This window comes from Sulfitobacter faviae (genome assembly GCF_029870955.1).
Lineage (GTDB): Bacteria > Pseudomonadota > Alphaproteobacteria > Rhodobacterales > Rhodobacteraceae > Sulfitobacter > Sulfitobacter faviae.
Genome location: NZ_PGFQ01000001.1, coordinates 3,045,851 through 3,070,799 on the forward strand (window position 1 = coordinate 3,045,851; position 24,949 = coordinate 3,070,799).

24 protein-coding genes, 1 tRNA gene and 4 pseudogenes are annotated in these 24,949 nt (G+C 63.3%); 19 read left to right on the forward strand and 10 right to left on the reverse strand.

Annotated features, from left to right (window positions below; translation table 11 throughout):
* The first annotated feature begins 42 nt into the window (after positions 1-42).
* The 3 genes and pseudogenes from CUR85_RS15740 (at position 43) to CUR85_RS15750 (ending at position 2,837) form a co-directional block, all read left to right on the forward strand.
* Positions 43-983 (forward strand): annotated as a pseudogene (locus CUR85_RS15740) (nucleoside hydrolase).
* Positions 980-1,429 carry a GNAT family N-acetyltransferase gene (locus CUR85_RS15745; protein WP_067265911.1) on the forward strand — a complete coding sequence of 150 codons (450 nt, stop codon included), beginning with the start codon at positions 980-982 and terminating at the stop codon, positions 1,427-1,429. The pseudogene CUR85_RS15740 and the gene CUR85_RS15745 overlap by 4 nt, the downstream one beginning before the upstream one ends.
* Positions 1,429-2,837, forward strand: a pseudogene (locus CUR85_RS15750) (protein adenylyltransferase SelO). The gene CUR85_RS15745 and the pseudogene CUR85_RS15750 overlap by 1 nt, the downstream one beginning before the upstream one ends.
* Positions 2,838-2,839: 2 nt before the next feature.
* Here the strand turns inward: CUR85_RS15750 and CUR85_RS15755 are convergent.
* Entirely contained in the window at positions 2,840-3,727 is an 888-nt protein-coding gene (locus CUR85_RS15755) for a DMT family transporter (protein WP_067265906.1), read from the reverse strand.
* A gap of 92 nt (positions 3,728-3,819) precedes the next feature.
* A complete protein-coding gene (locus tag CUR85_RS15760; protein WP_067265903.1) occupies positions 3,820-5,130 on the reverse strand; it encodes a DEAD/DEAH box helicase in 1,311 nt (436 codons plus the stop codon).
* Between the two features lie 348 nt (positions 5,131-5,478).
* Between CUR85_RS15760 and CUR85_RS15765 the strand changes: the two genes are divergently transcribed.
* On the forward strand, positions 5,479-5,898 hold the full coding sequence (locus CUR85_RS15765) for a Fur family transcriptional regulator (protein WP_067265902.1): 420 nt from the start codon (positions 5,479-5,481) through the stop codon (positions 5,896-5,898).
* Complete coding sequence (locus tag CUR85_RS15770; protein ID WP_067265900.1) at positions 5,895-6,593, forward strand: NYN domain-containing protein; 699 nt, start codon at positions 5,895-5,897, stop codon at positions 6,591-6,593. Before CUR85_RS15765 ends, CUR85_RS15770 begins: the two co-directional genes overlap by 4 nt.
* A 7-nt stretch (positions 6,594-6,600) precedes the next feature.
* Here CUR85_RS15770 and CUR85_RS15775 read toward each other — a convergent pair whose 3' ends face one another.
* Positions 6,601-7,662 carry an AbrB family transcriptional regulator gene (locus CUR85_RS15775; RefSeq protein WP_067265898.1) on the reverse strand — a complete coding sequence of 354 codons (1,062 nt, stop codon included), beginning with the start codon at positions 7,660-7,662 and terminating at the stop codon, positions 6,601-6,603.
* 130 nt (positions 7,663-7,792) lie between these two features.
* Here CUR85_RS15775 and CUR85_RS15780 point away from each other — a divergent pair, with 130 nt between their 5' ends.
* Genes CUR85_RS15780 through CUR85_RS15790 form a run of 3 tightly spaced genes read left to right on the forward strand, consistent with a single transcriptional unit; the run spans position 7,793 to position 10,541 of the window.
* Entirely contained in the window at positions 7,793-8,716 is a 924-nt protein-coding gene (locus tag CUR85_RS15780; protein ID WP_280322819.1) for a DMT family transporter, read from the forward strand.
* Positions 8,717-8,727: 11 nt separating this feature from the next.
* Complete coding sequence (eno, locus tag CUR85_RS15785; RefSeq protein WP_067265895.1) at positions 8,728-10,005, forward strand: phosphopyruvate hydratase; 1,278 nt, start codon at positions 8,728-8,730, stop codon at positions 10,003-10,005.
* Complete coding sequence (locus tag CUR85_RS15790) at positions 10,005-10,541, forward strand: GNAT family N-acetyltransferase (RefSeq protein WP_067265893.1); 537 nt, start codon at positions 10,005-10,007, stop codon at positions 10,539-10,541. Before eno ends, CUR85_RS15790 begins: the two co-directional genes overlap by 1 nt.
* A gap of 49 nt (positions 10,542-10,590) precedes the next feature.
* Here CUR85_RS15790 and CUR85_RS15795 read toward each other — a convergent pair whose 3' ends face one another.
* The 3 genes and pseudogenes from CUR85_RS15795 to CUR85_RS15805 all read right to left on the reverse strand — a co-directional run bounded on the left by CUR85_RS15795 (position 10,591) and on the right by CUR85_RS15805 (position 12,585).
* A complete protein-coding gene (locus CUR85_RS15795) occupies positions 10,591-10,770 on the reverse strand; it encodes a hypothetical protein (RefSeq protein ID WP_280322820.1) in 180 nt (59 codons plus the stop codon).
* 231 nt (positions 10,771-11,001) lie between these two features.
* A complete protein-coding gene (locus tag CUR85_RS15800; protein WP_280322821.1) occupies positions 11,002-11,226 on the reverse strand; it encodes a hypothetical protein in 225 nt (74 codons plus the stop codon).
* A 232-nt stretch (positions 11,227-11,458) separates the two neighbouring features.
* Positions 11,459-12,585 (reverse strand): annotated as a pseudogene (locus tag CUR85_RS15805) (anhydro-N-acetylmuramic acid kinase).
* Positions 12,586-12,651: 66 nt separating this feature from the next.
* Here CUR85_RS15805 and tyrS point away from each other — a divergent pair.
* The 3 genes from tyrS (at position 12,652) to CUR85_RS15820 (ending at position 15,402) form a co-directional block, all read left to right on the forward strand.
* Entirely contained in the window at positions 12,652-13,902 is a 1,251-nt protein-coding gene (tyrS, locus tag CUR85_RS15810; RefSeq protein WP_067265889.1) for a tyrosine--tRNA ligase, read from the forward strand.
* 133 nt (positions 13,903-14,035) lie between these two features.
* Positions 14,036-14,791 carry a 3-hydroxyacyl-CoA dehydrogenase gene (locus CUR85_RS15815; protein WP_067265887.1) on the forward strand — a complete coding sequence of 252 codons (756 nt, stop codon included), beginning with the start codon at positions 14,036-14,038 and terminating at the stop codon, positions 14,789-14,791.
* Positions 14,791-15,402, forward strand: a complete 612-nt coding sequence (locus tag CUR85_RS15820; RefSeq protein WP_067265883.1) for a hypothetical protein — start codon at positions 14,791-14,793, stop codon at positions 15,400-15,402. The genes CUR85_RS15815 and CUR85_RS15820 overlap by 1 nt, the downstream gene beginning before the upstream one ends.
* Here the strand turns inward: CUR85_RS15820 and CUR85_RS15825 are convergent.
* From CUR85_RS15825 to CUR85_RS15835, 3 genes are all read right to left on the reverse strand, one after another.
* Positions 15,399-17,210 (reverse strand): ABC-F family ATP-binding cassette domain-containing protein, encoded by a 1,812-nt coding sequence (locus CUR85_RS15825; RefSeq protein ID WP_067265881.1) that lies wholly within the window; start codon positions 17,208-17,210, stop codon positions 15,399-15,401. The genes CUR85_RS15820 and CUR85_RS15825 overlap by 4 nt on opposite strands.
* A gap of 55 nt (positions 17,211-17,265) precedes the next feature.
* Complete coding sequence (locus CUR85_RS15830; RefSeq protein WP_067265879.1) at positions 17,266-17,985, reverse strand: GNAT family N-acetyltransferase; 720 nt, start codon at positions 17,983-17,985, stop codon at positions 17,266-17,268.
* Positions 17,986-18,047: 62 nt separating this feature from the next.
* Positions 18,048-18,512 (reverse strand): outer membrane protein assembly factor BamE, encoded by a 465-nt coding sequence (locus CUR85_RS15835; RefSeq protein WP_067265877.1) that lies wholly within the window; start codon positions 18,510-18,512, stop codon positions 18,048-18,050.
* Between the two features lie 90 nt (positions 18,513-18,602).
* On the opposite strand from CUR85_RS15835, the gene CUR85_RS15840 reads away from it, so the two are divergent.
* The 8 genes and pseudogenes from CUR85_RS15840 (at position 18,603) to CUR85_RS15880 (ending at position 24,275) form a co-directional block, all read left to right on the forward strand.
* Entirely contained in the window at positions 18,603-19,154 is a 552-nt protein-coding gene (locus CUR85_RS15840; RefSeq protein ID WP_067265875.1) for a YceD family protein, read from the forward strand.
* Between the two features lie 200 nt (positions 19,155-19,354).
* Entirely contained in the window at positions 19,355-19,561 is a 207-nt protein-coding gene (rpmF, locus tag CUR85_RS15845) for a 50S ribosomal protein L32 (RefSeq protein WP_067265873.1), read from the forward strand.
* 113 nt (positions 19,562-19,674) lie between these two features.
* Positions 19,675-20,686: pseudogene (plsX, locus tag CUR85_RS15850) on the forward strand (phosphate acyltransferase PlsX).
* The gene (locus CUR85_RS15860; protein WP_067265869.1) at positions 20,683-21,654 is read left to right on the forward strand and encodes a beta-ketoacyl-ACP synthase III; all 972 of its coding nucleotides are present in this window, start codon (positions 20,683-20,685) and stop codon (positions 21,652-21,654) included. The pseudogene plsX and the gene CUR85_RS15860 overlap by 4 nt, the downstream one beginning before the upstream one ends.
* Positions 21,655-21,763: 109 nt before the next feature.
* Positions 21,764-22,066, forward strand: a complete 303-nt coding sequence (ihfA, locus tag CUR85_RS15865) for an integration host factor subunit alpha (RefSeq protein ID WP_067265868.1) — start codon at positions 21,764-21,766, stop codon at positions 22,064-22,066.
* 3 nt (positions 22,067-22,069) lie between these two features.
* Complete coding sequence (locus CUR85_RS15870) at positions 22,070-22,975, forward strand: MerR family transcriptional regulator (protein WP_067265866.1); 906 nt, start codon at positions 22,070-22,072, stop codon at positions 22,973-22,975.
* Positions 22,976-23,042: 67 nt separating this feature from the next.
* Positions 23,043-23,119 (forward strand) — tRNA-Pro (locus CUR85_RS15875).
* A gap of 79 nt (positions 23,120-23,198) precedes the next feature.
* Positions 23,199-24,275, forward strand: coding sequence for a 2'-deoxycytidine 5'-triphosphate deaminase (locus CUR85_RS15880; RefSeq protein WP_067265991.1), 1,077 nt, complete (start codon positions 23,199-23,201; stop codon positions 24,273-24,275).
* Positions 24,276-24,289: 14 nt separating this feature from the next.
* On the opposite strand, the gene scpB is transcribed toward CUR85_RS15880, so the two are convergent.
* Positions 24,290-24,946 carry an SMC-Scp complex subunit ScpB gene (scpB, locus tag CUR85_RS15885; protein WP_067265864.1) on the reverse strand — a complete coding sequence of 219 codons (657 nt, stop codon included), beginning with the start codon at positions 24,944-24,946 and terminating at the stop codon, positions 24,290-24,292.
* Between the last annotated feature and the right edge of the window lie 3 nt (positions 24,947-24,949).

The following is a 24,949-nucleotide window of genomic DNA, read 5'->3' on the forward strand; positions in this document are numbered from 1 at the left end:
CCGGCAAGGCTCTGCCCCAAGCAATTTGACGAAAGTAAGCCCATGACCCCGCGCAAAATCATCATCGACACCGACCCCGGACAGGACGACGCCGTGGCGATCCTCCTTGCCCTCGCCAGCCCGCAAGAGATCGAGGTTCTGGGCATCACCTGTGTCGCGGGCAACGTGCCGCTGGACCTGACTTCGAAAAACGCGCGGATCGTTTGCGAATTGGCGGGGCGGGATGATGTGAAAGTCTTTGCCGGTTGCGACCGCCCGCTGGGACGTGATCTGGTGACGGCGGAACATGTGCATGGCAAGACTGGCCTCGACGGCCCCGACCTGCCCGACCCAACCATGCCGCTGGCCGAAGGGCATGGGGTGGATTTCATCATCGAACAGGTCCGCGCCCATCCCGCAGGTAGCGTAACCCTTTGCCCCTTGGGGCCGTTGACCAATATCGCAACCGCCCTGCAAAAAGCGCCCGACATCGCCGAGAAGGTGCAAGAGATCGTGCTGATGGGCGGCGGCTATTTCGAGGGGGCAACATCACGCCCACGGCGGAATTCAACATTTACGTCGACCCCCATGCCGCTGATATCGTTTTCAAATCCGGAATTCCGATCGTCGTGATGCCGCTCGATGTCACCCATAAGGCACTGGTCACCAAACCGCGCAACGATGCCTTCCGCGCGCTTGGCACCAAGGTCGGCGTCGCCGTGGCCGAGATGACCGATTTCTTCGAGCGGTTCGACAAAGAGAAATACGGCTCCGAAGGCGCGCCGCTGCATGATCCTTGCGTCACCGCCTATTTGATCAACCCCGATCTTTTCCAAGGTCGTCATATCAATGTCGAGATCGAGACCCAGTCGGAACTGACCATGGGCATGACCGTCGCCGACTGGTGGCGCGTGACCGACCGGGCGCCCAACGCGCTCTTCGTAGGCGATCTTGATGCCGACGGGTTCTTTGCCCTGCTCACCGAAAGGCTGGCCCGTCTATGAGCGCACATCTCACCCTCGGCGCGCCTGAGCATCTCGACAAGCTCGTAGCACTTGTCGCGGCATTTCACGCCGAAGCGGGGATCGAGATGAGCGATGAACAGCGCCGCCGCGGGCTGGCGCCGCTGTTGGATGGCATCCCCCATGGCGCGGCCTATCTGATCGGCCCGCCCCGCGCGCCCATCGGCTATGTGGTGATCTGTTTCGGCTGGTCGGTTGAATTCGGCGGGTTGGACGCCATCATTGATGAAATCTACGTCCGCCCCGGCGTGCGGGGTCGCGGCATCGCCTCGGAGGCGCTGATCGCGCTGCCCCGGGCGCTGGCGGCGGGTGGGCTGCGGGCCGTCCATCTTGAGGTGGATCGCAACAATGCCGCGGCGATGAAACTCTATACCCGTGCGGGCTTTCGCCCGCGCGAGGATTACATGCTTATGTCCCGGACCCTGTGATGCGTATTCCTTTCGATAACAGCTATGCCGCCCTGCCAGAGGGGTTCTTTACCCGGCTGGCTCCCACGCCTGTCAAAGCGCCCCAGCTTTTGGCATGGAACGCCGAATTGGCGGTGGAACTGGGTATCGAAGGGGCGGAGCCCGCGCAAATCACGCAGATCTTTGCCGGCAACGAAGTGCCTGCGGGGGCGATCCCCTGGCGCAGCTTTACGCCGGGCATCAGTTTGGCAACTTCAACCCGCAGCTTGGCGATGGCCGGGCGATTTTGTTGGGCGAAGTCGTCGATCAGAGCGGCCAGCGCCGCGACATCCAGTTGAAAGGCTCAGGCCCCACGCCCTATTCGCGGATGGGTGATGGCCGCGCATGGGTCGGGCCGGTGCTGCGCGAATATCTGGTGAGCGAGGCGATGCATGCGCTTGGCGTGCCCACCACCCGCGCCTTGGCTGCTGTGGCTACTGGTGAGCCGATCCTGCGCGAAAGCGGCCCCCTGCCCGGTGCCATCGTGACCCGCGTCGCCGCCAGCCACCTGCGCGTCGGCACCTTTCAGGTCTTCGCCCATCGCGGAGAGACTGGCGCGCTCAAAACCCTCACCGACTATGCCATCGCGCGCCATTACCCCGAGGCCGATGGCCCGCTTGGCCTTCTGCGCGCGGTCTGTGCTGCGCAGGCGGAATTGGTGGCGCAATGGATGGCCCTAGGCTTTATCCACGGCGTGATGAACACCGACAATTGCAGCATCTCGGGCGAGACGATCGACTATGGCCCCTGCGCCTTTATGGATGCCTTCCATCAGGGCCGGGTCTTTAGCTCCATCGACCGGCAGGGGCGCTATGCCTATGGGAACCAGCCGCAGATCGTGGTCTGGAACATGGCGCAGCTTGCCACCTCGCTCTTGCAGCAGATGGAGGACAAGGAGAGCGCCGTCGAAGAGGCCACCGAGATCGTCCACGACATGCCCGACTTGATCGAAGCCGCATGGCTGCGCCGTTTCGCGGCGAAGATCGGCATCTCGACACCGCGGGCCGAAGATGTCGACTTGATCAACGAATTGCTGGGGCTGATGCAAAAGGATGGTACGGACTTCACCAATGCCTTCCGCGCGCTTCCCACAGATCAAGCCCGCGATCAGTTCACCGACCGCGACGCTTTTGACACATGGGCCAAAGCCTGGCGCGCGCGGATTGAAGGCGAGCCCGATCCGCAAGCGGTGATGAATGCGGCGAACCCCGCCGTGATCCCGCGCAACCACCGGATAGAAGAGATGATCGAGGCCGCCGTCGCGGGCGACATGGCCCCTTTCGAGCGGTTGATGAAAGCCCTAGCCACCCCCTTTGACGAGACGGACCCCGAGCTTCAGCGCCCGCCGACCGAGGACGAGATCGTGCCCGCCACATTCTGCGGCACCTGAGCCTAGTGGCTGCGGGGTTTACGGTTAATCAGGTAAATCCCCGCCGCCACTAGCAGCAATGCGGCCCAGATACTCAGCCCTACCTCTTCCGAGAGGATCAGCCAGCCCAGAAGCACGGCAAAGACCGGCGACAGGAAGCTAAAGGAGGCGACGGAGGCTGCGGGATAGATCGTCAGCAGCCAGAACCACGCCAGAAAGCCAAAGCTCGCCACCGCGATGATCTGATAGGCAAGCCCCGCCAGATGCACCGGGGCCACTTCGCGCAGCAAGGGGCCGAAGAGCGGCGCAAGCAGCAGAAGGATCGGGGCGGAGATCACCAGTTGCATCATCAGTTGCTGCGCGGGCGGCACCTTGGCCAGCGGCGTGACGCGAACGCAAAGCGCGATGCCTGCCCAGCAGAGGGCGGCGAAAAGCGCCAGAAGATCGCCCAGCCAATAGGCCCCTTCGGTTCCACCATCGCTTAGCGCCAGCACCACGCCGCCCATGGCCAGCCCCATGCCGATGAGCCGCGCCCCGCTCAGCCGCTCTCCCGGCAGCCACAGATGCGCGGCGATGCCAAGCCAGACCGGCATGGAATAAAGCAGGATCGACGCGCGGCTGACCGTGGTCAGATCGAGCGCGAGGAACAGGCAGACAAACTCTAGCGTAAAGAAAAGCCCCGCCGCCACACCGCCCCATAGCGCAGCACGCGGGATCGACAGGCTGACGCCCCGCAGCCGCATCCAGATCAAAAGCAAAAACACCGCTCCGAGAGAGCGCAGCCCGGCCAGAAAGACCGGGTTGAAGCCGCCGGTGCTGACTTTGATGACGACTTGGTTAAAGCCGAGGTTCAGCGCGAAGAGCACCAGCGCCACGGCGCCGAATGTGTCGATATTTGATTTGCGTTCCATCCCGACAGAAGCGCCGCCCGGATCGGATAAGTCAATGGCGCGCCGTGGTTTTCCGGGCGCGCCATTTCGCTGTCACAGTGATGTGCCTTGGCTCAGGCCGCCTGCTGGCCACCCGACTTGCCGCCGCCGCCACGCCTGCGACGCCGCCCGCCGCTTGGCTTGCCCGCGCCTTCACCACCGCCGCCGCCGCCACCGGGACGACCGCCACCACCACCGGGGCGACCACCGCGTCTGCGGCCCCGGCCCTTGGGTTTGGCAGGCTCATCGATCACTTCCCAAGGGCGGCCCGAGGCCACGGGAATCGAAATGCCCATGGTCTTTTGGATCGCCTTCAGTTCGCCCATCTCATCGGGGGCGCAGAAGGCTACGGCGGCCCCATCTTTGCCCGCCCGCGCGGTCCGGCCGATGCGGTGGACGTAGTTGTCGGGCACATTCGGCAGGTCGAAGTTATAGACGTGTTTCACATCCGGAATGTCCAAGCCCCGCGCCGCCACATCGGTGGCCACCAGCACGGTGATATCGCCATTCTTGAACCCCGCAATCGCGCGGTCCCGCTGACCTTGGCTTTTGTTGCCGTGGATCGAAGCGGCGTCAAACCCGGCCTTCACCAGCGTCTTCATCAGCTTTTCCGAGCCGTGTTTCGTGCGGCCAAAGACCAGTGCCCGTTCGCCCTTGTGTTTGGCGAGCAGCTCTTTCAGCAGTTCGGTCTTCTCGGCCTTGGCGATGAAATGCACCTCTTGCGTGACCTTGTCTGCCGCCTTGCCCGGAGGCGAGACTTCGATGCGGATCGGGCTGTTGAGATAGCTGTTGGCGATCTCGTTCATCAGCTTGGGCATGGTCGCCGAGAAGAGCATCGTCTGGCGCTCTTTCGGGATCATGTTCGAGATTTTGCGCAGATCATGGATGAACCCCATGTCGAGCATCTGATCGGCCTCATCCAGCACGAGGAAGGTCGTCGTGTCGAGCTTGACCGCGCGGCGGTCGAGCAGGTCCAGCAGACGGCCCGGTGTGGCGATCAGCAGATCGACACCGCGTTCCAGACGTTTGATCTGCGTGTTGATCGACTGGCCGCCAACCACCATCGCCACTTTGATCGGCGTGCCTTCGGCATAGCCGCGCAGGTTCACGGCGATCTGCTGCGCCAACTCGCGCGTAGGCGCAAGCACCAGCCCGCGCACGGAACGCGCTGCGGGGCGGCCCTCGATCTCCATCATCTGGGCCAGCAGCGGCACGCCAAAGGCCGCCGTCTTGCCGGTGCCGGTTTGGGCAAGGCCCATCACGTCGCGCCCGTTCAGCGCATGGGGGATCGCCTGTTTCTGGATCGGGGTCGGCTCGTTCAGCCCCATCTCTTTCAATCGGGCCACCAGTTTGGCAGGCAGGCCCATCATGTCAAAATCGCTCATTCGTTCACTTTCCGGCCCGCGAAAACGCGCGCCATGTTCTTTCGCCGCGCCACTCAACAGGCGCCACGGGGTCGCGCAAGCCAGATCGCGGGCGCAGGCCACATGCCTCACACCCGTCTGTCGCGCTTGGCCCCACGCGTGATTTTGGGAACATCGGCGGGCCTTGTCGTCAGCGTCCCAGAGGCCCCTCATGGGGCTTGGCGCTGATACTGCTCACGCGGCAGAAGGCTTCGCTTGGACCCCACATGGGCGGTGCGGGTGCAAAAGTCAACCGGCGCGGTCAATTCCGGTGGCGTCCGGCGGTGCTAAAATGCTAGGACCGTAGTCCGACGGACGAAGGGCGAGACGATGCGCAACCCGATCATCAAACGCTGCGAGGCGATGGGCCTGCGCATGACAGGGCAACGCCGGGTCATCGCACAGGTGATTCACGACAGCGAAGACCACCCCGATGCCGAAGAGATCCTGACCCGCGCCAGCGTGATCGACAGCGGCATCTCCATCGCCACGGTCTACCGCACTGTGAAGCTGTTTGAAGAAGCGGGCATCCTCGACAAGCTGGAATTCGGCGATGGCCGGGCGCGCTATGAAGACGCGCAGCGGGCGCATCACGACCACCTCATCGATGTGAACTCGGGCGAGGTTATCGAATTCGTCGACGCGGAAATCGAAGAGCTTCAGGAACGCATCGCGCGCAAGCTGGGTTACAAATTACAAGGCCACCGGATGGAACTCTACGGTGTGCCGATCAAGAAGGATGACCCATGACAGAACGTGACCGCCCTTTGCTGGCCGTGTTGATCGACGCCGACAATGTGCCCGCAAAACATGCCGCAGCCATCATGCGGGAGGTCACGACGATTGGAGAGCCCGCCCTGCGCCGGGTCTATGGCGATTGGTCGAACGACCACCTTAAGGGCTGGAAAGCGCCCATCCGCGAGTTGGGTTTGGTGGCGCATCAGGAAACCGCGAACACCAAGGGCAAGAACGCCAGCGACATCGGGCTGGTCATTCAGGCGATGGACATTCTGCACAGCCGCCGCTTCGACATCATCGTGATCGTTTCCTCCGACAGTGACTTCACAGCGCTGGTGAATCGCCTGCGCGAAGACGGGGTGACCGTTATCGGCATCGGCGAGAAGAAGACCCACGATTCGCTGCGCAACGTCTACAACCGCTTCATCCTGATCGAAAACCTTGATGAGGTAGAGCCGGACACCCCCTCACGGGCCAAGGCCAAGGTGGGCGATGCCCTGCCCCTGTTCAAAGCAGCGATGGACAAGATCGACACCGAAGACGATTGGTACAACCTCGGCCAGATCGGCCAGACCATTCAGGCAGCGCATCCCGATTTCGACAGCCGCACCTATGGTCATGGCAAGCTGAGCGCCTTGGCCGCCGACCTTAAAGCCTTGGAAACGCGCAAAGACGGCAACCGCTTGATGATCCGCCTAAACAGCTAACGCCGGATCACTCGGCGGCGCGCTGCTCTTGCCGCGCCACGCGGGCGAGCATGGCGGGCAACAGCAGGCTCAGCACCACCAGACGCATGATGTGGCAGGCGGCCACGAAGCCCGGCACCACTGCCAGCACGGCGCCGAGGGCGATCATCGTCTCCAGCCCGCCGGGTGCGAAAGCCACCAGCACATGCCCCAGCGGCATGCCGAGCGCCCAGGCCACCGGCACCGCGCCAAGGCCCGCGAGCCCCACCGCCACGCCGGTAATCGCCAGCCCCGCGCCAAGCCCGCTTGCCAGACGCGCAGGCGTGATGCCGGAAAACCGCGTACCGATGAGGCTGCCGAGCACGAGATAGGCGACAAGGGTCAGCCAGCCCGGCAGAACGCCAGTCTCTAGCCCCGTCAGATGCGCGATGGCCGAGACCACCATCGCCCCCATCAAAAGCGGCGCGGGCACGGAAAGCCAGGCAAAGATCATCCCCACGACGACGGAGACGCCGATCATCACGAGGATCGACAGTAGGCTCATCCCCGCGCCCGCGGGGGCGATATTGCCGGTCATATCGACGCCCATCAGCAAAGCGGCGAAAGGCACGACGATGGTCAGCGCCAAAAGCCGGACCGACTGCGTGATCGAGATGCGCGGCACGTCCGACCCGCTGTCGCTGGCAATCGCCATGACGAAACTCAGATGTCCGGGGGCCGAGGCCAGAAGCGCGGAACGTGGATCAAAGCAAAAATACCGCGCCAGCATCCAACGGCAAAGCGCCATGATCCCCCAAATCACCCCGGTCATAAAGACAAAGGCCAGTGGCCAGCGCAGCATGGCGTTCACCGCATCTTGGTTGAACCCTGCCCCCACGGCGATGCCCAGCACGACGAAACAGGCATCCCGCAGCCGCGGATCGACCGCCGTGCGCACCCCCATCAGGCCCAAGAGGCTCACCGCGATCACCGGGCCAAGCAGCATATAGACCGGCGCATTCAGCCACCAGAACAGCAGCGCACCAAAGGCCCCGGCCGCAAGGGTCAGCACTGTGTCGCGCGGGGCGAGCGAGGGGATCGGCCATCTCATGCGATAGGGCTAGCACTCCGGTAGAGCCTGCGCCAGTGCCACACGCATGACGCGCATCGCGCGCCCTTGCCCTTTCGTCGCAAAAGGTTCATGGGCGACTGGCAATACCACGGGATGAAAGGGCGTGATCATGGACAATCTGCGCGGCGCGATGCTGATGGTGCTGGCCATGGCCGGTTTCGCGGTCGAGGACATGTTCGTCAAACTGACAAGCGATGCCCTCCCCGTCGGTCAGATCATCGCGCTTTTGGGCGCGGGCGGCGGGGCGATCTTTGCCGTGATCCTGCGCATTCAGGGAAAGCGCCTGTTCTCTGCCGATATGCTGACCCAGCCAATCCTGCTGCGTGCCGTGGGCGAAGTGCTGGGCACGCTTTGTTTCGTCACCGCCATCGTGCTGACGCCGCTCTCTTCGGCCTCAGCTATTTTGCAGGCGACCCCCTTGGCCGTCACCCTCGGGGCGGCGCTGTTCCTTGGCGAGCCGGTCGGCTGGCGCCGCTGGAGCGCGATCATCGTAGGCTTCCTCGGTGTGCTCTTGATCGTGCGCCCGGGGCTGGAGGGGTTCAACGCGCTGTCGCTTTTCGCCGTGGCCGGTGTCATCGGCCTCGCCTTGCGCGACTTGGCGACGCGCAAAGTTCCCAAAAGCATCAGTTCCATGCAGCTTAGCTTTCTCGCCTTTATCGTCTTGGTCCCCGCGGGGCTGATCCTGATGCTGGCCGCAGGCACGCCCGCCGCCATGCCCGGCGGGGCCGAGGTGCTCTATCTCGCCGGGGCGATGGTGATCGGGGTGCTGGCATATTACGCCATCGTCGCCGCCATGCGCGTGGGCGAGGTGAGCTTCGTCACCCCCTTCCGCTATACCCGCATGCTCTTTGCGCTGGTGGCGGGGATCGTGGTTTTTGACGAATCCCCCGACAGGCTGACGCTGGTCGGGGCCGCGATCATCATCGCCTCGGGGGTCTATACCCTCCTGCGCGAACGCAAAATCACCCCCGGCCCCGCCGCGGTCTTTCCAAGCCGGGCCTGCCGGGGTAAACCGCCACAAACCCGAACATGAGGACAAAGCCCATGAGCACGATCATCGACATCCACGCCCGCGAAATCCTCGACAGCCGGGGCAACCCGACGGTCGAAGTCGACGTTATCCTCGAAGACGGCACCATGGGCCGCGCCGCTGTCCCCTCCGGTGCCTCGACCGGCGCCTATGAGGCGAACGAGCGGCGCGATGGCGACAAGTCGCGCTATCTGGGCAAAGGCGTGCTCGAAGCCTGCGCCGCCGTGAATGGCGAGATTGCCGAGGCGCTCGTTGGGGTCGAGGCGACCGAACAGGTCGAGATCGACGAGATGATGATCGAACTTGACGGGACCGAGAACAAATCCCGCCTCGGCGCCAATGCGATCTTGGGCGTCTCGATGGCCGCGGCCAAGGCGGCGGCGGACTACTGCGCGCAGCCGCTCTACCGCTACATCGGCGGCACCACCGCGCGGGTTCTGCCGGTGCCAATGATGAACATCATCAACGGCGGCGAACATGCCGACAACCCGATCGACATTCAGGAATTCATGATCATGCCGGTCGCCGCGGAGAACATCCGCGAAGCCGTGCGCATGGGGGCCGAGGTGTTCCACACGCTGAAGAAAGAGCTTTCCGCCGCGGGCCTCTCGACCGGGATCGGCGACGAAGGCGGCTTTGCCCCCAACATCAACTCCTCGCGCGATGCGCTTGATTTCATTCTGAAATCCATCGAAAAAGCGGGCTACAAACCGGGCGAAGACATGTATCTCGCCCTCGATTGCGCGGCGACGGAATACTACAAAGACGGCAAATATGTCCTCTCCGGCGAAGGCAAAACCCTGTCCAGCGCAGAGAACGCCGACTACCTCGCGGCGCTCGTGAACGACTACCCGATCATCTCCATCGAAGACGGCATGGCCGAAGACGATTGGGACGGTTGGAAGGCACTGACCGACCTCTTGGGCGGCAAGGTGCAACTGGTGGGCGATGACCTTTTCGTCACCAACCCTGCCCGTCTGAGCGATGGCATCCAGCGCGGCGCGGCGAACTCCATGCTGGTCAAGGTCAACCAGATCGGCACCCTGACCGAGACCCTCAAAGCCGTCGATATCGCGCATCGCGCGGGCTACACCAACGTCATGTCGCACCGCTCGGGCGAGACCGAAGACGCCACGATTGCTGACCTTTCGGTGGCCACCAACTGCGGCCAGATCAAGACCGGCTCGCTGGCGCGTTCCGACAGACTGGCGAAGTACAACCAGTTGATCCGTATCGAAGAAATGCTGGGCGAGACCGCTCAATACGCGGGCCGCTCGATCCTGCGCGGCTGATGTCGGCCCTCACCATCCGCCCTGTCACCACCGCTGCGGACCTCGCGGCGGTGGTCGACCTCTGCTGGGCCTATCGCGACTTTCTCTACCACTTCGGCCCGACCGAACAGCGGATCGTTGAGACCTTCTACCCCCAAGACAAATATAGCGCCCTGATGGCGCGCCTGCCCGAGGAACACGCCCGCCCGCGCGGCATCATCCTCTTGGCCGAGCGGGATGGCATCCCCCTGGGCTGCGGCATGTCCCATGCGCTGACCGAGACGGAGAGCGAGATCAAACGCGTCTTCGTCACCAATGCAGCCCGTGGCACGGGGGCGGGCCGGGCGATCTGTCAGCGCCTTGTCGATCAAGCGCGGGAGGACGGGTTCGAGAAGGTCTATCTCGACACTTCCGTGGGCTTCGCCCCTGCCCGCGCGCTCTATCGCTCGCTTGGGTTTGTTGAACGCGGCCCCTATCAACCGATGCCGGATTTCACGCGGGATGCGATCTGTTTCTTTGAGATGCCGCTGAGGGATGTGGCCGCGCCAGCCGAATAACGCAAACGGGGCGGCCAGATTACCGCCCCGTTTTTCATTGCCGCACGGTTTACCCGGCGAAAAGCTGTAGGAACTTCTGCTTCGAATACCCCAGCTTCAGCGCCCCACGGTCCGACAGGCGCGGCGCGATGCGCATGCGGATGATGTCCCGGTCGGTATCAAGGGCTGCGTTGAGGCGCAGCACCGCGTCCACCTTGCCGTTTGGCCCCGGGGCGACCTCTTCGATCATACCTACCAAGACACTGTCTTTGCTCCAGACCGGCGCGCCGATGAGGGTCGCGATGTTGATCGGCCTTGGGGTGGTGGCACTGTTGTCGCCGCCGGTGGTCGCCCGGCCTGCGGTCGCCGTGGGGTGCTATCGGGGTCATCCGTCCCGCTGCGGCCGCTGCCCCCGCCGACCGAGACGCCAGCCCCGGCCCCAGACCGTCACTGCCGCCCACCGAAGCGCCAACGCCTGCGTTCACACCGTCACCGCCGCCGACCGAAGCACCCACCCCGGCCCCGATGCCGTCACTGCCGCCAACCGAAGCACCGACACCGACATCCGCGCCGCCATGGTCGCCATGCCCCCGACGCTGACCCCAACACCGAGCCCGATTTCGGCCTGCGCCGCGGGCGCCAGCATGAGCGCCACTGCCGTAACAGCGATGCTGTTCTTGAAAGCACCTGTGTGAAAGATAGTCATAGCGAATCTCCTTCTCTAAGCCTGTCGAATGCCTTCGACCCTTGGCCCCCACAGGGAACCTACGCGGGAAGTCGCGACGACGTTTCAAGAAAATTGCGTAGCAGGGGAATTTTCGCAACTTTGTTAACCGGTGGGCGTGCCAGCCGATATGGCGGCATAGCGGCTGCACGCTGGGGCCTTAAAATCCTTTTCCGGCACCTTTCCGTCAAAGTTAGGCAACGCCCTGCTCACCTCACTCCCGGCTGACGGTGCCCCCGCCAACGGCGGCGCGGACGCCTGTCGTGCCGGGGCACGAGGTGGGCAGCCCGCGCGCCACGCGTACTGCCAGATAGGCAAAGGCCTGCGCCTCCAGCATGTCGCCATCGAGGCCGATCTCCTCCACCGCGGCGACGGGGCAATCGAGGCTGACATCCAACATCCGCATTAGCACCGGATTATGCCGCCCGCCGCCCGTCACATAGACGCGTTCGGGCGGGGCTGGGCAATGCTGCATCGCCTCGGCCACGCCAGCCGCGCACATGGCGGTAAGGGTGGCGCAGGCATCGGCATCGGAGAGCTCACCCACAAGGGCCACCATCTCGGCAAAATCATTCCGGTCGAGGGATTTGGGCGGCATGCGTGCGAAATAAGGCTCGGCTAGAAACAGCTCCAAGGCTCCCTGCTCCACCCTGCCCGCGCGGCGAGCTTGCCGCCTTCGTCATAGTCTTGGCCAAGGCGGGTCTGCATCAAATCATTGATCGGCGCATTGGCGGGGCCGGTGTCAAAGGCCAGCAGCGCGCCGTCCTTCTCCGGGCGGGCCACGCGCGGGTCGACCCATGTGAGGTTGCCCACGCCGCCGAGGTTCAGAAAGGCCACCGGCCCCTTTTGCCCGGCGTAGCGCGCGCAGGCGTGGTGAAAGAAGGGGGCGAGCGGTGCGCCCTCGCCGCCCAATTCAACATCGGCGCTGCGGAAATCCCAGACCACGGGCAGGCCAATCTCTCGCGCCAGCAGCGCGCCGTCTCCGACTTGCAGGGTGCCCTGCATGCGTGGGGCATGGGCGAGGGTTTGGCCGTGAAAACCGATGAGGTCGACCTCGGGCGCATCTTTCAGCAGATCGGCCAAGAGCGCCAGATGCGCGGCCTCCACCGCCTTGGCGGCTTCCTCGACCTCGGCCCCATGCCACTTGCCGAAGCCCGCGGCGATCACGCGGCGCTCTTCGGCGGCATAGCTGCGGTAGGCGCTGCGGCCAAAGCCTGTAATATCCTGCCCGTCAGTGCGCAAAATAGCGGCGTCCACCCCATCCAAAGAGGTGCCCGACATCATTCCCAAAGCCGTCACCACTTCGGTTCCGGCATCTTGCCTGTGCTTGGCCCTATTCATGGCCTTTTCCTTTGCCGCTCGTGCGCATATAGATTGCCCCGCAATACAGTTTTGAGGCAAGTCACCATGACATACCATCCCAAATCGGAGTTCATCCACACGATGATGCAGCGCGGCTTCCTGGCCGATTGCACCGATTATCAGGGGTTGGACGAAGCCCTGCTGAAAGGCGCGGCCCCGGCCTATGTGGGCTATGACGCCACGGCCAAATCGCTGCATGTGGGGCATCTGGTCAATATCATGATGCTGCGCTGGCTGCAGAAATGCGGCGGCAAGCCGATCACCCTGATGGGCGGCGGCACGACCAAGGTGGGCGATCCGTCCTTCCGCTCGGACGAGCGCCCGCTGCTGACGCCCGAGGCGATCGACGACAATATCGAAGGCATCCGTCAGGTTTTTGCCCAATACCTCGATTACGGCGAGGGCGAGACTGGTGCCTTGATGCTGAACAACGCGGAATGGCTCGACGGGTTGAACTACCTCGACTTCCTGCGCGACATCGGGCGGCATTTCTCGATCAACCGGATGCTGAGCTTTGAAAGCGTGAAGTCCCGTTTGGACCGCGAACAGTCGCTTTCCTTCCTCGAGTTCAACTACATGATTCTCCAGGCCTATGACTTCATGGAACTGCACCGCCGCTATGGCTGCATTCTCCAGATGGGCGGGTCGGATCAATGGGGCAATATCGTCAACGGCATCGACCTGACGCGCCGGGTGATCGATGGGGAGGTTTATGGCCTGACGTCACCGCTGCTCACCACCAGCGACGGCAAGAAGATGGGCAAATCGGCGGGCGGTGCGGTCTGGCTGAATGGCGATATGCTGAGCCCTTATGAGTTCTGGCAGTTCTGGCGCAATTGCACCGATGCCGATGTGGGCCGTTTCCTCAAGCTCTATACCGAGCTGCCGGTCGATGAATGCGACCGTCTGGGCGCGCTTGCCGGATCCGAGATCAACGAGGCGAAGGTACGTCTGGCCAATGAGGTCACCGGTCTGCTCCACGGGGAAGAGGCCGCCCGCAACGCCGAAGCCACCGCGCGCGAAGTCTTTGAAAAAGGCGGTGTGGGCGATGACCTGCCCACCCTGACCCTGTCGGCGGCGGATGTGGGCGATGGGGTTTCCATCGTGCAATTGCTGGTGAAATCGGGCCTTGCCGGCTCTGGTAAAGAAGCCAAGCGTCTGATCGCCGAGAACGGCGCACGGATCGACGACAAGCCGCTGACGGATGCGGGCATGATGCTGGATGCGGTCGCGCTGTCTTCTCCGGTTAAGCTGAGCGCGGGCAAGAAGCGCCACGCGCTGGTGCAGGTCGGCTAATCTCTCACGGGGCGGGCTTCGGTCTGCCCCGTCTTCCCTGCTCCCGCAGCCCTCCTCCCGCCGCAACGGCATCTCTTGCATGGGGTGAGACTTCGTGCTGAACTGAACAAGTGTTCATATCGGGGGAGCCATCATGAAACTAGACAGTACAGCCGCCATCATCACCGGGGGCGCCTCGGGGCTTGGCGAAGCCACGGCGCGCTATTTTGCGTCGCAGGGCGCGCAGGTCACCCTGTTGGACCGTGACGCCACCCGAGGCGAAGCCATCGCGAGAGAGATCGGCGGCCACTACGTCTTGACCGATGTGACGGATGAGACCTCGGTGCAGGAAGCGGTGGACTATGCCCAAGAAAAGATGGGCTGGATCACCGCTGCAGTGAATTGCGCGGGCATCGCGCTTGGGATCAAAACCACGGGGCGCGACGGGCCGCATCCGCTCGACGCCTTTCAACGCACCATCGACATCAACCTCGTCGGCAGTTTCAACGTGGCGCGGCTGGCGGCGGTGGCCATGGCCAAGAACACCCCCGAAGACGACGGCGCGCGCGGGGTGATCATCAACACCGCCTCCATCGCCGCCTTCGACGGGCAGAAGGGCCAAGCCGCCTATGCCGCCTCCAAGGGTGGGATTGCGGGCATGACCCTACCGATGGCGCGGGATCTGGCCAAGGAAGGGATTCGCGTGATGACCATCGCGCCGGGCATTTTCAAAACGCCGATGTTGGCCGGGCTGCCGGAAGAGGTGCAGGCCGAATTGGCCAAGGATGTGCCCAACCCGCCGCGCCTTGGCGATCCTGCGGAATATGGCCGGCTTGCCGGGTTCATCGTCGAAATGGGCTATCTTAATGGTGAGGTGATCCGCCTCGACGGCGCGCTCAGGATGCGCTGATGCCGCTGCAAAATCGCGTTCAACCGGATGGGGAGATCATCGCCCATCCGGCGCGGGGCAGCTTCATGGGCAACCGTGGCATCCTGCATGACGAAAACGGCCTGCGCCCCAAACGCCGTTGGGCGCATCAGAATTGGGTCTGTTGTCGGCTCAGTTTCAAGGAGCGTCGCCGCAAGCTGATGGCGCCCCGCCACTATACCGAGCTGTTCTTTCTTGATGAGGCCGTGGCCTTTGCCGCCGGTCACCGCCCTTGCGCGGAATGCCGTGCTGCGGATTATCGACGGTTTCGCGCGTGTTGCAACCTCCCCGGCCCCGCCGCGGATTTGGACCGTCAGTTGCACGCCGAACGCGCCGTGCCGCGCGTTTTTCGTCAGCGCCGCCATGGGGATGTAAAAGCGCAGGACCTGCCCGACGGCAGTTTCGTCTTGGATCACGACGGCCAGAGCGGCGTGCTTCTCGGCGATGCGCTTCACCCCTATGCGCCGGAGGGCTACGGGGCCGCGCAGCGACGCCCGCAGGGCCGCGTCACCCTGCTCACCCCGCCGAGCATCGTCGCGGCATTCCGCAACGGTTACCGCCCGCAGATCGCCCTGGCAGAGGCGCGGGGTTAGCCCTGCGCTTTCTCCTCAAGCGCCATCCACTCTTCTTCGGCGTTAGAGAGCTTTTCATGCCGCTGAACCAGCGCATCGGTGGCTTTCTGAAACTTCACCGGCTCGCGGGTGAAAAGCTCTGCATCGCTGAGCAGTTCTTCGAGCTTGCCGATCTCGGCCTCCAACCGCTCGATCTCAGCAGGCAAGGCTTCGAGCCGGTGTTTTTCGGTAAAGCTGAGCCCGCCCGCGGATTGCTTTTTCTCCGCCTTCGGCTCGGCCTTGCTCGGCTTGGGTTTGACCACGCTTTGTGCGAAATCATCCTGCCCACGCTGTGCCAGATAATCGGACCAGCCGCCCGCATAGACCGTGGCGCGGCCATCGCCCTCCATCGCGATGGTGGTCGCCGCCACCCGGTCGAGGAAGTCACGGTCGTGGCTGACCAGCAGCACGGTGCCGTCATAGGTGCCCAAGAGTTCCTGCATCAGGTCAAGCGTCTCAACGTCGAGATCGTTCGTCGGTTCGTCGAGCACCAAAAGGTTCGAGGAGCGCGCCATGATCTTGGCCAAGAGCAGCCGCGCCTTTTCGCCGCCCGAAAGCGAGCGGACCGGCGCGCGGGCCTGTGCTTCATCGAAAAGGAATTCCTTGAGGTAGCCGACCACATGTTTCGGCTGACCCCGCACCAGTACCTGATCGGCCTTGCCCGAAACGCGCATCTCAGGATCGCCGGTGAGGCTGTCCCAGAGGGTCATGTCCCCGTCAAGCTGCGCGCGCGCTTGATCGAACAGCGCGAGTTCCAGATTGGTGCCCAGTTTGATCTCGCCCGCGTCGGGTTCTTCTTTGCCGATCAGCATGTTCAACAGCGTGGTCTTGCCCACGCCGTTTGGCCCCACCAGCGCAATCCGGTCGCCGCGCTGCACCGTGATCGAGAAATCGCGCAGGATCTGTTTGTCACCGAACTTCTTGGCGATGCCGCTCGCTTCGATCACCTTGCGGCCTGACTTCGGCCCAGCCTCCAGCGCCATGGCCGCGGTGCCCTGCCGTTTGATCTGCGCCGAGCGTTCGGCGCGCAACTCTTGAAGCGCGCGCACCCGGCCCTGATTGCGTTTGCGCCGGGCCGAGATCCCCTCAACCGCCCAACGCGCCTCGGCCTTGATCTTGCGGTTCAGCTTGTGGCGCTGCATGTCTTCTTCTTCCCAGACCTGATCGCGCCATGCCTCGAACCCTTCAAAGCCGATGTCCTGACGGCGCACGGTGCCGCGGTCGACCCAGAGGGTCGCGCGGGTCAGCTCGCGCAGGAAGGCGCGGTCGTGGCTGATGATGACAAAGGCGGTGCGGGTGCCCTTTAGCTCGGATTCGAGCCATGCGATGGCTTCGATGTCGAGGTGGTTGGTCGGCTCGTCCAAGAGCATCAGTTCCGGCTCTTCGGCCATCAGCCGCGCCAGTGCCGCGCGGCGACGCTCCCCGCCCGATGCGGTGGCCACAGGGCGTGCGGGGTCAAACTTCAGCCCCTCGCCTGCGCGTTCCACCTTATACATCTCACCCGGATCGAGCCCGTGGGCCGCGAAGTCGCCAAGCGTCTCAAAGCCCGAGAGGTCAGGCTCCTGTTCCATATAGCCGACCGAGACGCCGGGCCCGGCCACAACCGCCCCGCTGTCGGGCTCTACCAGCCCGGCCATGACCTTCATCAGCGTCGATTTGCCCGAGCCGTTGCGGCCCACCAAGGCCAACCGATCGCCGGTCTGAACCACGAGGGAGAGGTCTTGGAAAACAGGATCGCCGCCAAAGGTCAGCGAAATGTCGGTGAGTTGTAAAAGGGGTGCGCGTGCCATGCCTGCCAGCTATCTTTCGGCGCGGGCAAGGTCAATGTCCAAAGGCGGTGCGGCTTCAGGCCAGCGCCCGCAAAAGCCGCGCGCGGTTGGGCGGGATCGCGGCGATCTCCAGCGCGGTAAAAACATGCAGCGTGCCCATTTGCCGGTCGATCACGGCGTGGTCGCTGACCCAGCCCCCCATCGCCAGATAGCTGCGCAACAGCGGCGGGATTTGCTGGCGCGCGCGCCGGGGATCGGGGCTGTGGCGGTCGCGGGCATAGGGGTGGACCTCAGCCGCCCTGACGCGGGGGCGCCATTCCGCGGGGGCAAGATGCTGCTGTTTCAACAGGGCAAAGGCATCGCGGTAGCGAGTCGGATCGGTGCCCGTGAAAGAGGAGCAGCCGAACAAAAGCGCCGCCCCGCTGTCATCGACTTCCCGCGCCAATTGCCCCCAAGCGAGGCGCTGGATGTCGGGGTCTTGCCATTCTGGGTGGATACAAAAGCGACCCAGTTCCAGCATGGCGCCTTTCATGCGCTCCAGACGGCTCAGTTCGTAAAACTGCGCGGCATAGCTCTGGGCCAGCTCCGCGCCATGAAACCGGGTCAGGCGAAAGCAGCAGACCAATGTGCCGCTGTCGCGATCCTCTATCAGAAAATGCCGTGCTGCCGCGTCGAATGCATCACGGTCGACGGTCCCGGTCTGAAAACACTGCGTCCGCAGCGCCTGCGCCCGGGTAATGTCCCCGGGCGTGAGGGCTTCGCGCGTCAGATATCGGCCCGGGGGCGCTTGGGTCATCTGCGAGGTCGCCTTCGCTTATCCGCGGCCCTGCCCCGCTGCCGGGACATGCCGAGGGGAACTTAGCTGCCGAAGGCCGACGGGCTGAAGCGGCCAAGGTTGCCCAGAAGCTGGCGCAGGAAGGTGTTGTCGGCCACAGGCGATGTCGTCACGCGGCGCGACAGCGGCACGACCTGCCCGCGTTCAAGCCCGAAGCGTTCGACATTCGACACCACACCGGCTTCGTTGAAGCTGACGGTCACCACCTCACGCTCGATCTCTTTCGGGGCCATGAAGCCCAGAGCGCGTTTGCGCATCTTAACGTAATAGTAACTATCATCGCTCAAAACACCCGAAACCGTGGGCACACCGATCTTCTGCGCGACGCTTTCTTTGGTATCGCTGCCCACAACGACCTGCTCAAGCTGGTCTTGCGGCGGCACATAGCCGTGGTTTTCATACTGCGGGCTACAGGCGGTCAGAAGCAGTGCAAGGCCCATACCCGCGATCCGGAGGTGCGTCTTGCCGGTCTGTTTGGTTTTGCGCATTTGGTCTGCCCTCTTGCCCTGACGGATTATGGCTTTTATTTCGCATACACCAAGGCACCCCAAGTGTACAAGAAACGAAAGTCGGATCTCATGTCGCGCAAATCACCTACGCCAACCGCTCTTCGGGTCGCGGACCTGTCCCAGACGGAGCCAAACGCGTTCGCGTTGCGCCCTGAGGCGGAAGCGCTGGCGCAGATCGCCGAGGAGCTCGATCTCTCGGCCCTGCGCAAACTTAGCTTTTCAGGCAGCATCAAACCGCTCGGCAAACAGGACTGGCAGCTTGACGGGAAACTTGGCGCGACCGTGGTGCAGCCCTGCGTCGTCACGCTTGAGCCAGTGACCACGCGGATCGACGCCGATATCACCCGCCGGTTCATCCATGATTTCGAACTCCCCGAAGAAGAGGAGGTCGAAATGCCTGAGGACGATACGACAGAGCCTTTGGGCCAATGGATCGACCCCGCGCAGGTCATGATCGAGGCGCTGGCACTGGAAGTGCCGGAATATCCCCGCAAGGGCGACGCCGAACTGGGCCAGATGGTCCATGCCGAACCGGGCCAAAAGCCGATGACGGACGAAGACGCACGTCCCTTTGCCGGCTTGGGCGCGCTGCGCGATGCGCTGAAGAAAGACGAAACCTAAAGAAACAAGCGGAAAACCGCGGAAATTCGCGCTTGCATCGCGCCGGTTTCGCGTTATTTTGCCGCCCTCACCCGAATTAAGGTTGGACATTGCGCGGCTGCGGCCCTAAAGCGTCGTCACGCCCGAAACGGGGTCCGAATTGAAACACGGTTGCGGCCTGCTTTGCCAAGTCAGCAACCCCGAAGGCAAAGGCACCAGACATGGCTGTCCAACAGAATAAAGTATCCAAATCCCGCCGCAACAACCGCCGCGCCCACGATTCGCTCTCTGCGGCGAACCCGAACGAATGTTCGAACTGCGGTGAGCTGAAGCGCCCCCACCACATCTGCGCGGCTTGCGGTCACTATGACGACGCCGAAGTTGTCGCCCTGACCGAAGAAGTGGACCTGGAAGACGACGCAGCATAAGCTGCGGTAGTTTTTAAGGTTTTCTCTTAGGCAGTGAGGCATTCGCACTGATGACGGCCCAGCCCGATCACCCCAACGCGAAAGCCGGACACACCCTGATCTCGGTCGACGCGATGGGGGGTGACGAAGGCCCGGCAGCAGTTGTTGCCGGGTGTGCGCTTTCTGCGACAGCAAATCCCGATATCGGTTTTATCCTGCATGGTCCCCGTGATCAGTTGGAGCCTTTGATCGCCAAACGTGCTGAGTTGTCGGGCCGTTGCGAGATACGTCACGCCACGGATGTCGTCACGATGGACGACAAGCCGAGCCAAGTCGTGCGCACCGGCAAAGACAGTTCCATGTGGTCTGCCATCGAATCCGTGCGCAGCGGAGAGGCGGCTGTGGCTGTCTCTTGCGGCAATACCGGCGCTCTGATGGCGATGTCGATGATACGGCTGCGCAAATTGCCGGGCGTGAATCGCCCTGCGATTGCGGTACTCTACCCCTCTTCCAACCCGCAGGGTTTTAACGTGATGCTCGACGTGGGCGCCGATGTGCGCGCCGACGCCGATGATCTGTTGCGTTTCGCGCTGATGGGCACCTCCTACGCCCGCAACGGTATGGATTTGCAGCGCCCCGCGTGGGGCTGCTGAATGTCGGCACCGAAGAGCATAAGGGCCGCACCGAACTCAAAGAAGCCTATGATTTGATTCGCGCCCAAGGTGATGCTACCGGGTTTGAATTCGTCGGTTTCGTTGAGGGGGCGATATCTCGGGCAACCGCGCCGATGTCATCGTAACCGATGGGTTCACCGGCAATGTCGCGATCAAGACCGGCGAAGGCACGGCCAGCATGATCGGCGACCGGCTGCGCGAAGCGTTCAAATACTCGCCCCTGTCGCGCCTCGCCTCGCTGCTGGCCTATACCTCTCTGCGCCGTCTCAGCAAAAAGATCGACCCGCGCCGTGTGAACGGCGGCGTCTTTCTGGGCCTGAACGGCACGGTGGTGAAATCGCACGGCTCCGCCGATGCGACCGGCATCTCCGCTGCGATCAAACTCGCCGCGCAGTTGTCGCAGAATAAATTCAATGACAAGCTAGCCGCTCGCGTCGCCGCGACGCTGCCAGCTGAGGAGTCCGTCAAATGAGCCTGCGCGCCGTTGTCACTGGTTGTGGCCACTACCTGCCCGCCCGTGTCGTGGAAAATGCCGAATTTGAAGCGACCCTCGACACGAATGACGAATGGATCCGCTCGCGCTCGGGCATCGAACGCCGCCACTTTGCCGCCGAAGGTGAGACGACCTCTTCCATGGCCAGCGCCGCCGCGCGCAAGGCGCTTGAAGACGCGGGGCGCGATGTCTCCGATGTTGACGCGATCGTCGTGGCCACCTCCACCCCCGACCTGACCTTCCCGTCGGCCGCGACCATGGTGCAGGCCGAATTGGGCATGACCAATGGTTTCGCCTTTGACGTGCAAGCGGTCTGCGCGGGCTTTGTCTATGCGCTGGCGAACGCCAACGCGCTCATCGTTTCCGGTCAGGCACGCAATGTGCTGGTGATCGGGGCCGAGACGTTCAGCCGCATCATGGATTGGACCGACCGGTCGACCTGTGTGCTTTTTGGCGACGGCGCGGGCGCGCTGCTGCTTGAGGCGCAAGATGGGCAAGGCACGCCAGAGGATCGCGGGATCCTCGCGACTGACCTGAATTCCGACGGGCGCTACCGCGAGTTGCTCTACGTCGATGGCGGCGTCAGCACCGGCACCACGGGCTATCTGCGGATGCAGGGCAATCAGGTGTTCCGCCACGCCGTCGAAAAGCTCGCTGCCACGGCCAATACCGCCATGGAGCGCGCCGGTGTCAGCGCCGAGGATGTCGATTGGATCGTGCCGCATCAGGCCAACATCCGCATCATCCAAGGCACCGCGAAGAAATTGAACCTGCCGATGGAGCGCGTTGTCGTGACCGTGCAGGACCACGGCAACACCTCTGCCGCCTCGATCCCGCTGGCGCTGTCGGTGGGCCGTGAGCGTGGTCAGATCAACAGGGGCGATCTGATCGTCACCGAAGCCATTGGCGGCGGTCTGGCTTGGGGCTCTGTTGTCCTGCGCTGGTAAGTCCCTGAGCTAACGCGGAAAATCTCTGCCGAATCGTGCTCGATCCGGGCATTGATGTTGACTCTAAAAATCTGAGCAGCATATGCTATTGGAAAGCATGGGGGATATAATGCCGAACAAGACATTGACGCGCATGGATTTAAGCGAAGCTGTATTTCGTGAGGTCGGTCTTTCTCGCAATGAGAGTGCTCAGCTGGTCGAAGCCGTGCTTGAGCATATGTCCGACGCTCTGGTCGACGGGGAACAGGTCAAGATTTCCTCTTTCGGCACTTTTTCGGTACGCGACAAAACCGCGCGTGTGGGCCGCAATCCGAAAACCGGCGAAGAGGTTCCGATCAACCCGCGCCGGGTGCTGACCTTTCGCCCCTCGCATCTGATGAAAGACCGGGTTGCCGAAGGCAACAAGTCCTGACCCATGGTCAAATCGCCGGACGCTTTTCGCACCATCTCCGAAGTCGCTGACTGGCTCGGTATCCAAGCCCATGTTCTGCGGTTTTGGGAGAGTAAGTTTACCCAAGTGAAACCCATCAAACGGGCGGGCGGGCGGCGCTATTACCGCCCCGCCGATATGCTGCTGCTTGGTGGGATCAAGAAGTTGCTGCATGACGATGGGCTGACCATCAAAGGCGTTCAGAAGATCCTACGTGAGGAAGGGATGACCCATGTCTCCTCCCTCTCCGCCCCGCTTGATGAGTTGGATTTCGTGGAGCCGCGCCCTGCGCCGAAGCCGGACATCATCCGGCCTGAGACTGGTGTGGTTTTGAACTTTGGCGCGAAAACGGAAGCGCGCGGGGATGAGGTGAGCGCTGAGACGGTCGACACGCGCCAGGAGACGACAGCAGAGCTGGAAGAAGCCGCCCCCGCGGCAGCGCAGCGCCCCTCGCCCATGCCGCCCGCCGACGATCACCCACGGGCCACGCCCGATCCGCTGGCCCCCTCTGACAGCAACACGCCCGATGCGCCGCAACTCCCCGCGTCCGAAGCTAAGCCCGAAGAGGAACCTGCATCGGAGACCGGCCTGCCCGAGTTCCTCAAGCGCCCGCTGGCGGCTGAGCCGGAGAAGATCGCAGAGGTTTCGCCCGCCCCTGCCGAAGCCGAGGCGGAAGACCCCGCAGACGACACGCCAAAACCCGCGATCATCGACCTGCCCGATTTCACCCCGGAAGCCGATTTTCCCGCCCGTCCGGGGCTGCTGAGCGTCGGTGCGCGTGTCCATCGCCTGCCCCGTGACGTGCAACCTCAGGTCGCCGGTCTGCTGCTGGATCTGGCTGAATTGCGCGCGCGCATGGCCGCAGAAGCCGGCGCGGAAACAAATTTCTAATCGCGATGAAAAGATTGGAAATTCCCTCTTGCACCCCCTGCGAGATCGGGTATGAAGCCCACGTAGTCGGGCTATGGCGCAGCCTGGTAGCGCGTCCGTCTGGGGGACGGAAGGTCGCAGGTTCGAGTCCTGCTAGCCCGACCAACCGACTACAACAAAACGCCCGCGCCGGTAACGCGCGGGCGTTTGTCATTTAAGAAGGCCGCGCCCGATGCCCAATGCGATGAACGGGGTGCTCCCCAACCAGCAGATTGCAGCCATGATCGAAAGCGGCGCCATTGCCGCCGATCCCGCGGTCACCTCTGCCCAGATCCAGCCCGCCAGTCTTGACCTCCGCCTCGGCAGCGTCGCCTATCGGGTCCGCGCTTCTTTCCTTGCCGGGCATGGGGCCAAGGTCTCGGATCGTTTGGCGGAGTTCGAGATGCACCGCGTCGACCTCAGCGAAGGGGCCGTGTTGGAGAAAGGCTGTGTCTATGTGGTGCCGCTGATGGAGCGGCTCGCGCTGCCCGAGGGTGTCTCTGCCGTGGCAAATGCCAAAAGCTCCACCGGGCGGCTCGACCTGCTGACCCGTACCATCACCGATGGCGGCACCGAATTCGACCGCATCGCACCGGGCTACACCGGCCCGCTCTACGCCGAGATCTGTCCGCGCTCTTTCTCGGTGCTGGTGCGGCCCGGGATGCGGCTCAATCAGATTCGTTTCGGCAGCGGGGATGCGACCCTCGACGATGACGCGCTGCGCGCGCTGCACGATAAGACACCACTGGTGGATGGGACCGCCGTGATCGATGAGGGGTTGGGCTTCTCCGTCGATCTGCGGCTCCCCGGCACCAGCCTCGTCGGCTACCGCGCGAAGCCGCATACCGGGGTGATCGACCTCGATAAAATTGGCCATTACGATCCCGCCGCCTATTGGGAAGAGGTGCATAGCACCAACGGTCAGATCATCCTCGACCCCGGCGCCTTTTACATCCTCGTCAGCCGCGAAGCGGTGACGATCCCGCCTGCCTATGCCGCTGAAATGGCACCCTATTTGGCGATGGTCGGAGAGTTCCGCGTGCATTACGCGGGCTTCTTCGATCCGGGCTTTGGCCATGCCGAGGCAGGCGGCGCAGGCTCACGCGGGGTGTTGGAGGTGCGCTGTCACGAGGCCCCCTTTGTGCTGGAGCATGGGCAAGTCGTGGGCCGTTTGGTCTATGAGCATATGGCGCAGATCCCCAGCCAGCTTTACGGCGCCGACATCGCCTCGAACTACCAAGGTCAGGGGCTGAAACTGTCCAAGCATTTCCGCTCCGCGTAAAGACTCGGCGCCGGTCAATCCTCGAACAGCTCGCTCTGCCCTTCGGTCGCTTCCGGCTCGTCTTCGCCATCGCCCACGGTGGGCAGCAGACCGGCGGGTGGACGGTTCTCCAACAACCCGGCAGAGCGCAGCTCTTTCAGCCCCGGCAGATCCCGCGCGCTTTCCAGACCGAAGTGATCCAGAAACTCCTGCGTGACGACGAAGGTCACCGGACGGCCCGGGGTCATCTTGCGGCGGCCAAAGCGGATCCACTCCATCTCAAGCAACTGGTCCACCGTGCCCCGCGACACCGATACGCCGCGAATCTCTTCAATCTCGGCGCGGGTGACGGGCTGGTGATAGGCGATGATCGCCAAAGTCTCGATCGCGGCGCGGCTGAGCTTGCGGGTCTCGACCGTTTCCTTATGCATCAGGAAACCAAGGTCCGGCGCGGTGCGAAAGGCGTAGGCATCGCCCACTTTCATCACCTGCACGCCGCGCCCCTGATACCGGTGCCGCAGGAAGGCCATCGCCTCGCCCACGTCTGACCCGCGCGGCAAACGCTCTTCGAGTTCGCGCAGGGTGATCGGCTCGGAACTGGCGAAAAGCACGGCTTCGATCATACGCTCCTGCTCGGCGAGTGAGGGCGCGTCGAACAGTTTCTTTTCTTTGGTTTCAATCTCTTCCGACACGCA

Bases quoted from the DNA above. Each gene is read 5' to 3' on its own strand.
- CUR85_RS15755 (WP_067265906.1), bottom strand. From the start codon at position 3,727: ATGGAACGCAAATCAAATATCGACACATTCGGCGCCGTGGCGCTGGTG.
- CUR85_RS15800 (WP_280322821.1), bottom strand. From the start codon at position 11,226: ATGACTATCTTTCACACAGGTGCTTTCAAGAACAGCATCGCTGTTACG.
- CUR85_RS15860 (WP_067265869.1), top strand. From the start codon at position 20,683: ATGAGCCTGCGCGCCGTTGTCACTGGTTGTGGCCACTACCTGCCCGCC.
- CUR85_RS15880 (WP_067265991.1), top strand. From the start codon at position 23,199: ATGAACGGGGTGCTCCCCAACCAGCAGATTGCAGCCATGATCGAAAGC.
- CUR85_RS15765 (WP_067265902.1), top strand. From the start codon at position 5,479: ATGCGCAACCCGATCATCAAACGCTGCGAGGCGATGGGCCTGCGCATG.
- CUR85_RS15825 (WP_067265881.1), bottom strand. From the start codon at position 17,210: ATGGCACGCGCACCCCTTTTACAACTCACCGACATTTCGCTGACCTTT.
- CUR85_RS15815 (WP_067265887.1), top strand. From the start codon at position 14,036: ATGAAACTAGACAGTACAGCCGCCATCATCACCGGGGGCGCCTCGGGG.
- CUR85_RS15870 (WP_067265866.1), top strand. From the start codon at position 22,070: ATGGTCAAATCGCCGGACGCTTTTCGCACCATCTCCGAAGTCGCTGAC.
- CUR85_RS15830 (WP_067265879.1), bottom strand. From the start codon at position 17,985: ATGACCCAAGCGCCCCCGGGCCGATATCTGACGCGCGAAGCCCTCACG.
- CUR85_RS15780 (WP_280322819.1), top strand. From the start codon at position 7,793: ATGGACAATCTGCGCGGCGCGATGCTGATGGTGCTGGCCATGGCCGGT.
- CUR85_RS15775 (WP_067265898.1), bottom strand. From the start codon at position 7,662: ATGAGATGGCCGATCCCCTCGCTCGCCCCGCGCGACACAGTGCTGACC.
- CUR85_RS15790 (WP_067265893.1), top strand. From the start codon at position 10,005: ATGTCGGCCCTCACCATCCGCCCTGTCACCACCGCTGCGGACCTCGCG.
- CUR85_RS15770 (WP_067265900.1), top strand. From the start codon at position 5,895: ATGACAGAACGTGACCGCCCTTTGCTGGCCGTGTTGATCGACGCCGAC.
- CUR85_RS15745 (WP_067265911.1), top strand. From the start codon at position 980: ATGAGCGCACATCTCACCCTCGGCGCGCCTGAGCATCTCGACAAGCTC.
- tyrS (WP_067265889.1), top strand. From the start codon at position 12,652: ATGACATACCATCCCAAATCGGAGTTCATCCACACGATGATGCAGCGC.
- CUR85_RS15795 (WP_280322820.1), bottom strand. From the start codon at position 10,770: ATGATCGAAGAGGTCGCCCCGGGGCCAAACGGCAAGGTGGACGCGGTG.
- CUR85_RS15760 (WP_067265903.1), bottom strand. From the start codon at position 5,130: ATGAGCGATTTTGACATGATGGGCCTGCCTGCCAAACTGGTGGCCCGA.
- CUR85_RS15840 (WP_067265875.1), top strand. From the start codon at position 18,603: ATGTCGCGCAAATCACCTACGCCAACCGCTCTTCGGGTCGCGGACCTG.
- eno (WP_067265895.1), top strand. From the start codon at position 8,728: ATGAGCACGATCATCGACATCCACGCCCGCGAAATCCTCGACAGCCGG.
- ihfA (WP_067265868.1), top strand. From the start codon at position 21,764: ATGCCGAACAAGACATTGACGCGCATGGATTTAAGCGAAGCTGTATTT.
- CUR85_RS15835 (WP_067265877.1), bottom strand. From the start codon at position 18,512: ATGCGCAAAACCAAACAGACCGGCAAGACGCACCTCCGGATCGCGGGT.
- CUR85_RS15820 (WP_067265883.1), top strand. From the start codon at position 14,791: ATGCCGCTGCAAAATCGCGTTCAACCGGATGGGGAGATCATCGCCCAT.
- rpmF (WP_067265873.1), top strand. From the start codon at position 19,355: ATGGCTGTCCAACAGAATAAAGTATCCAAATCCCGCCGCAACAACCGC.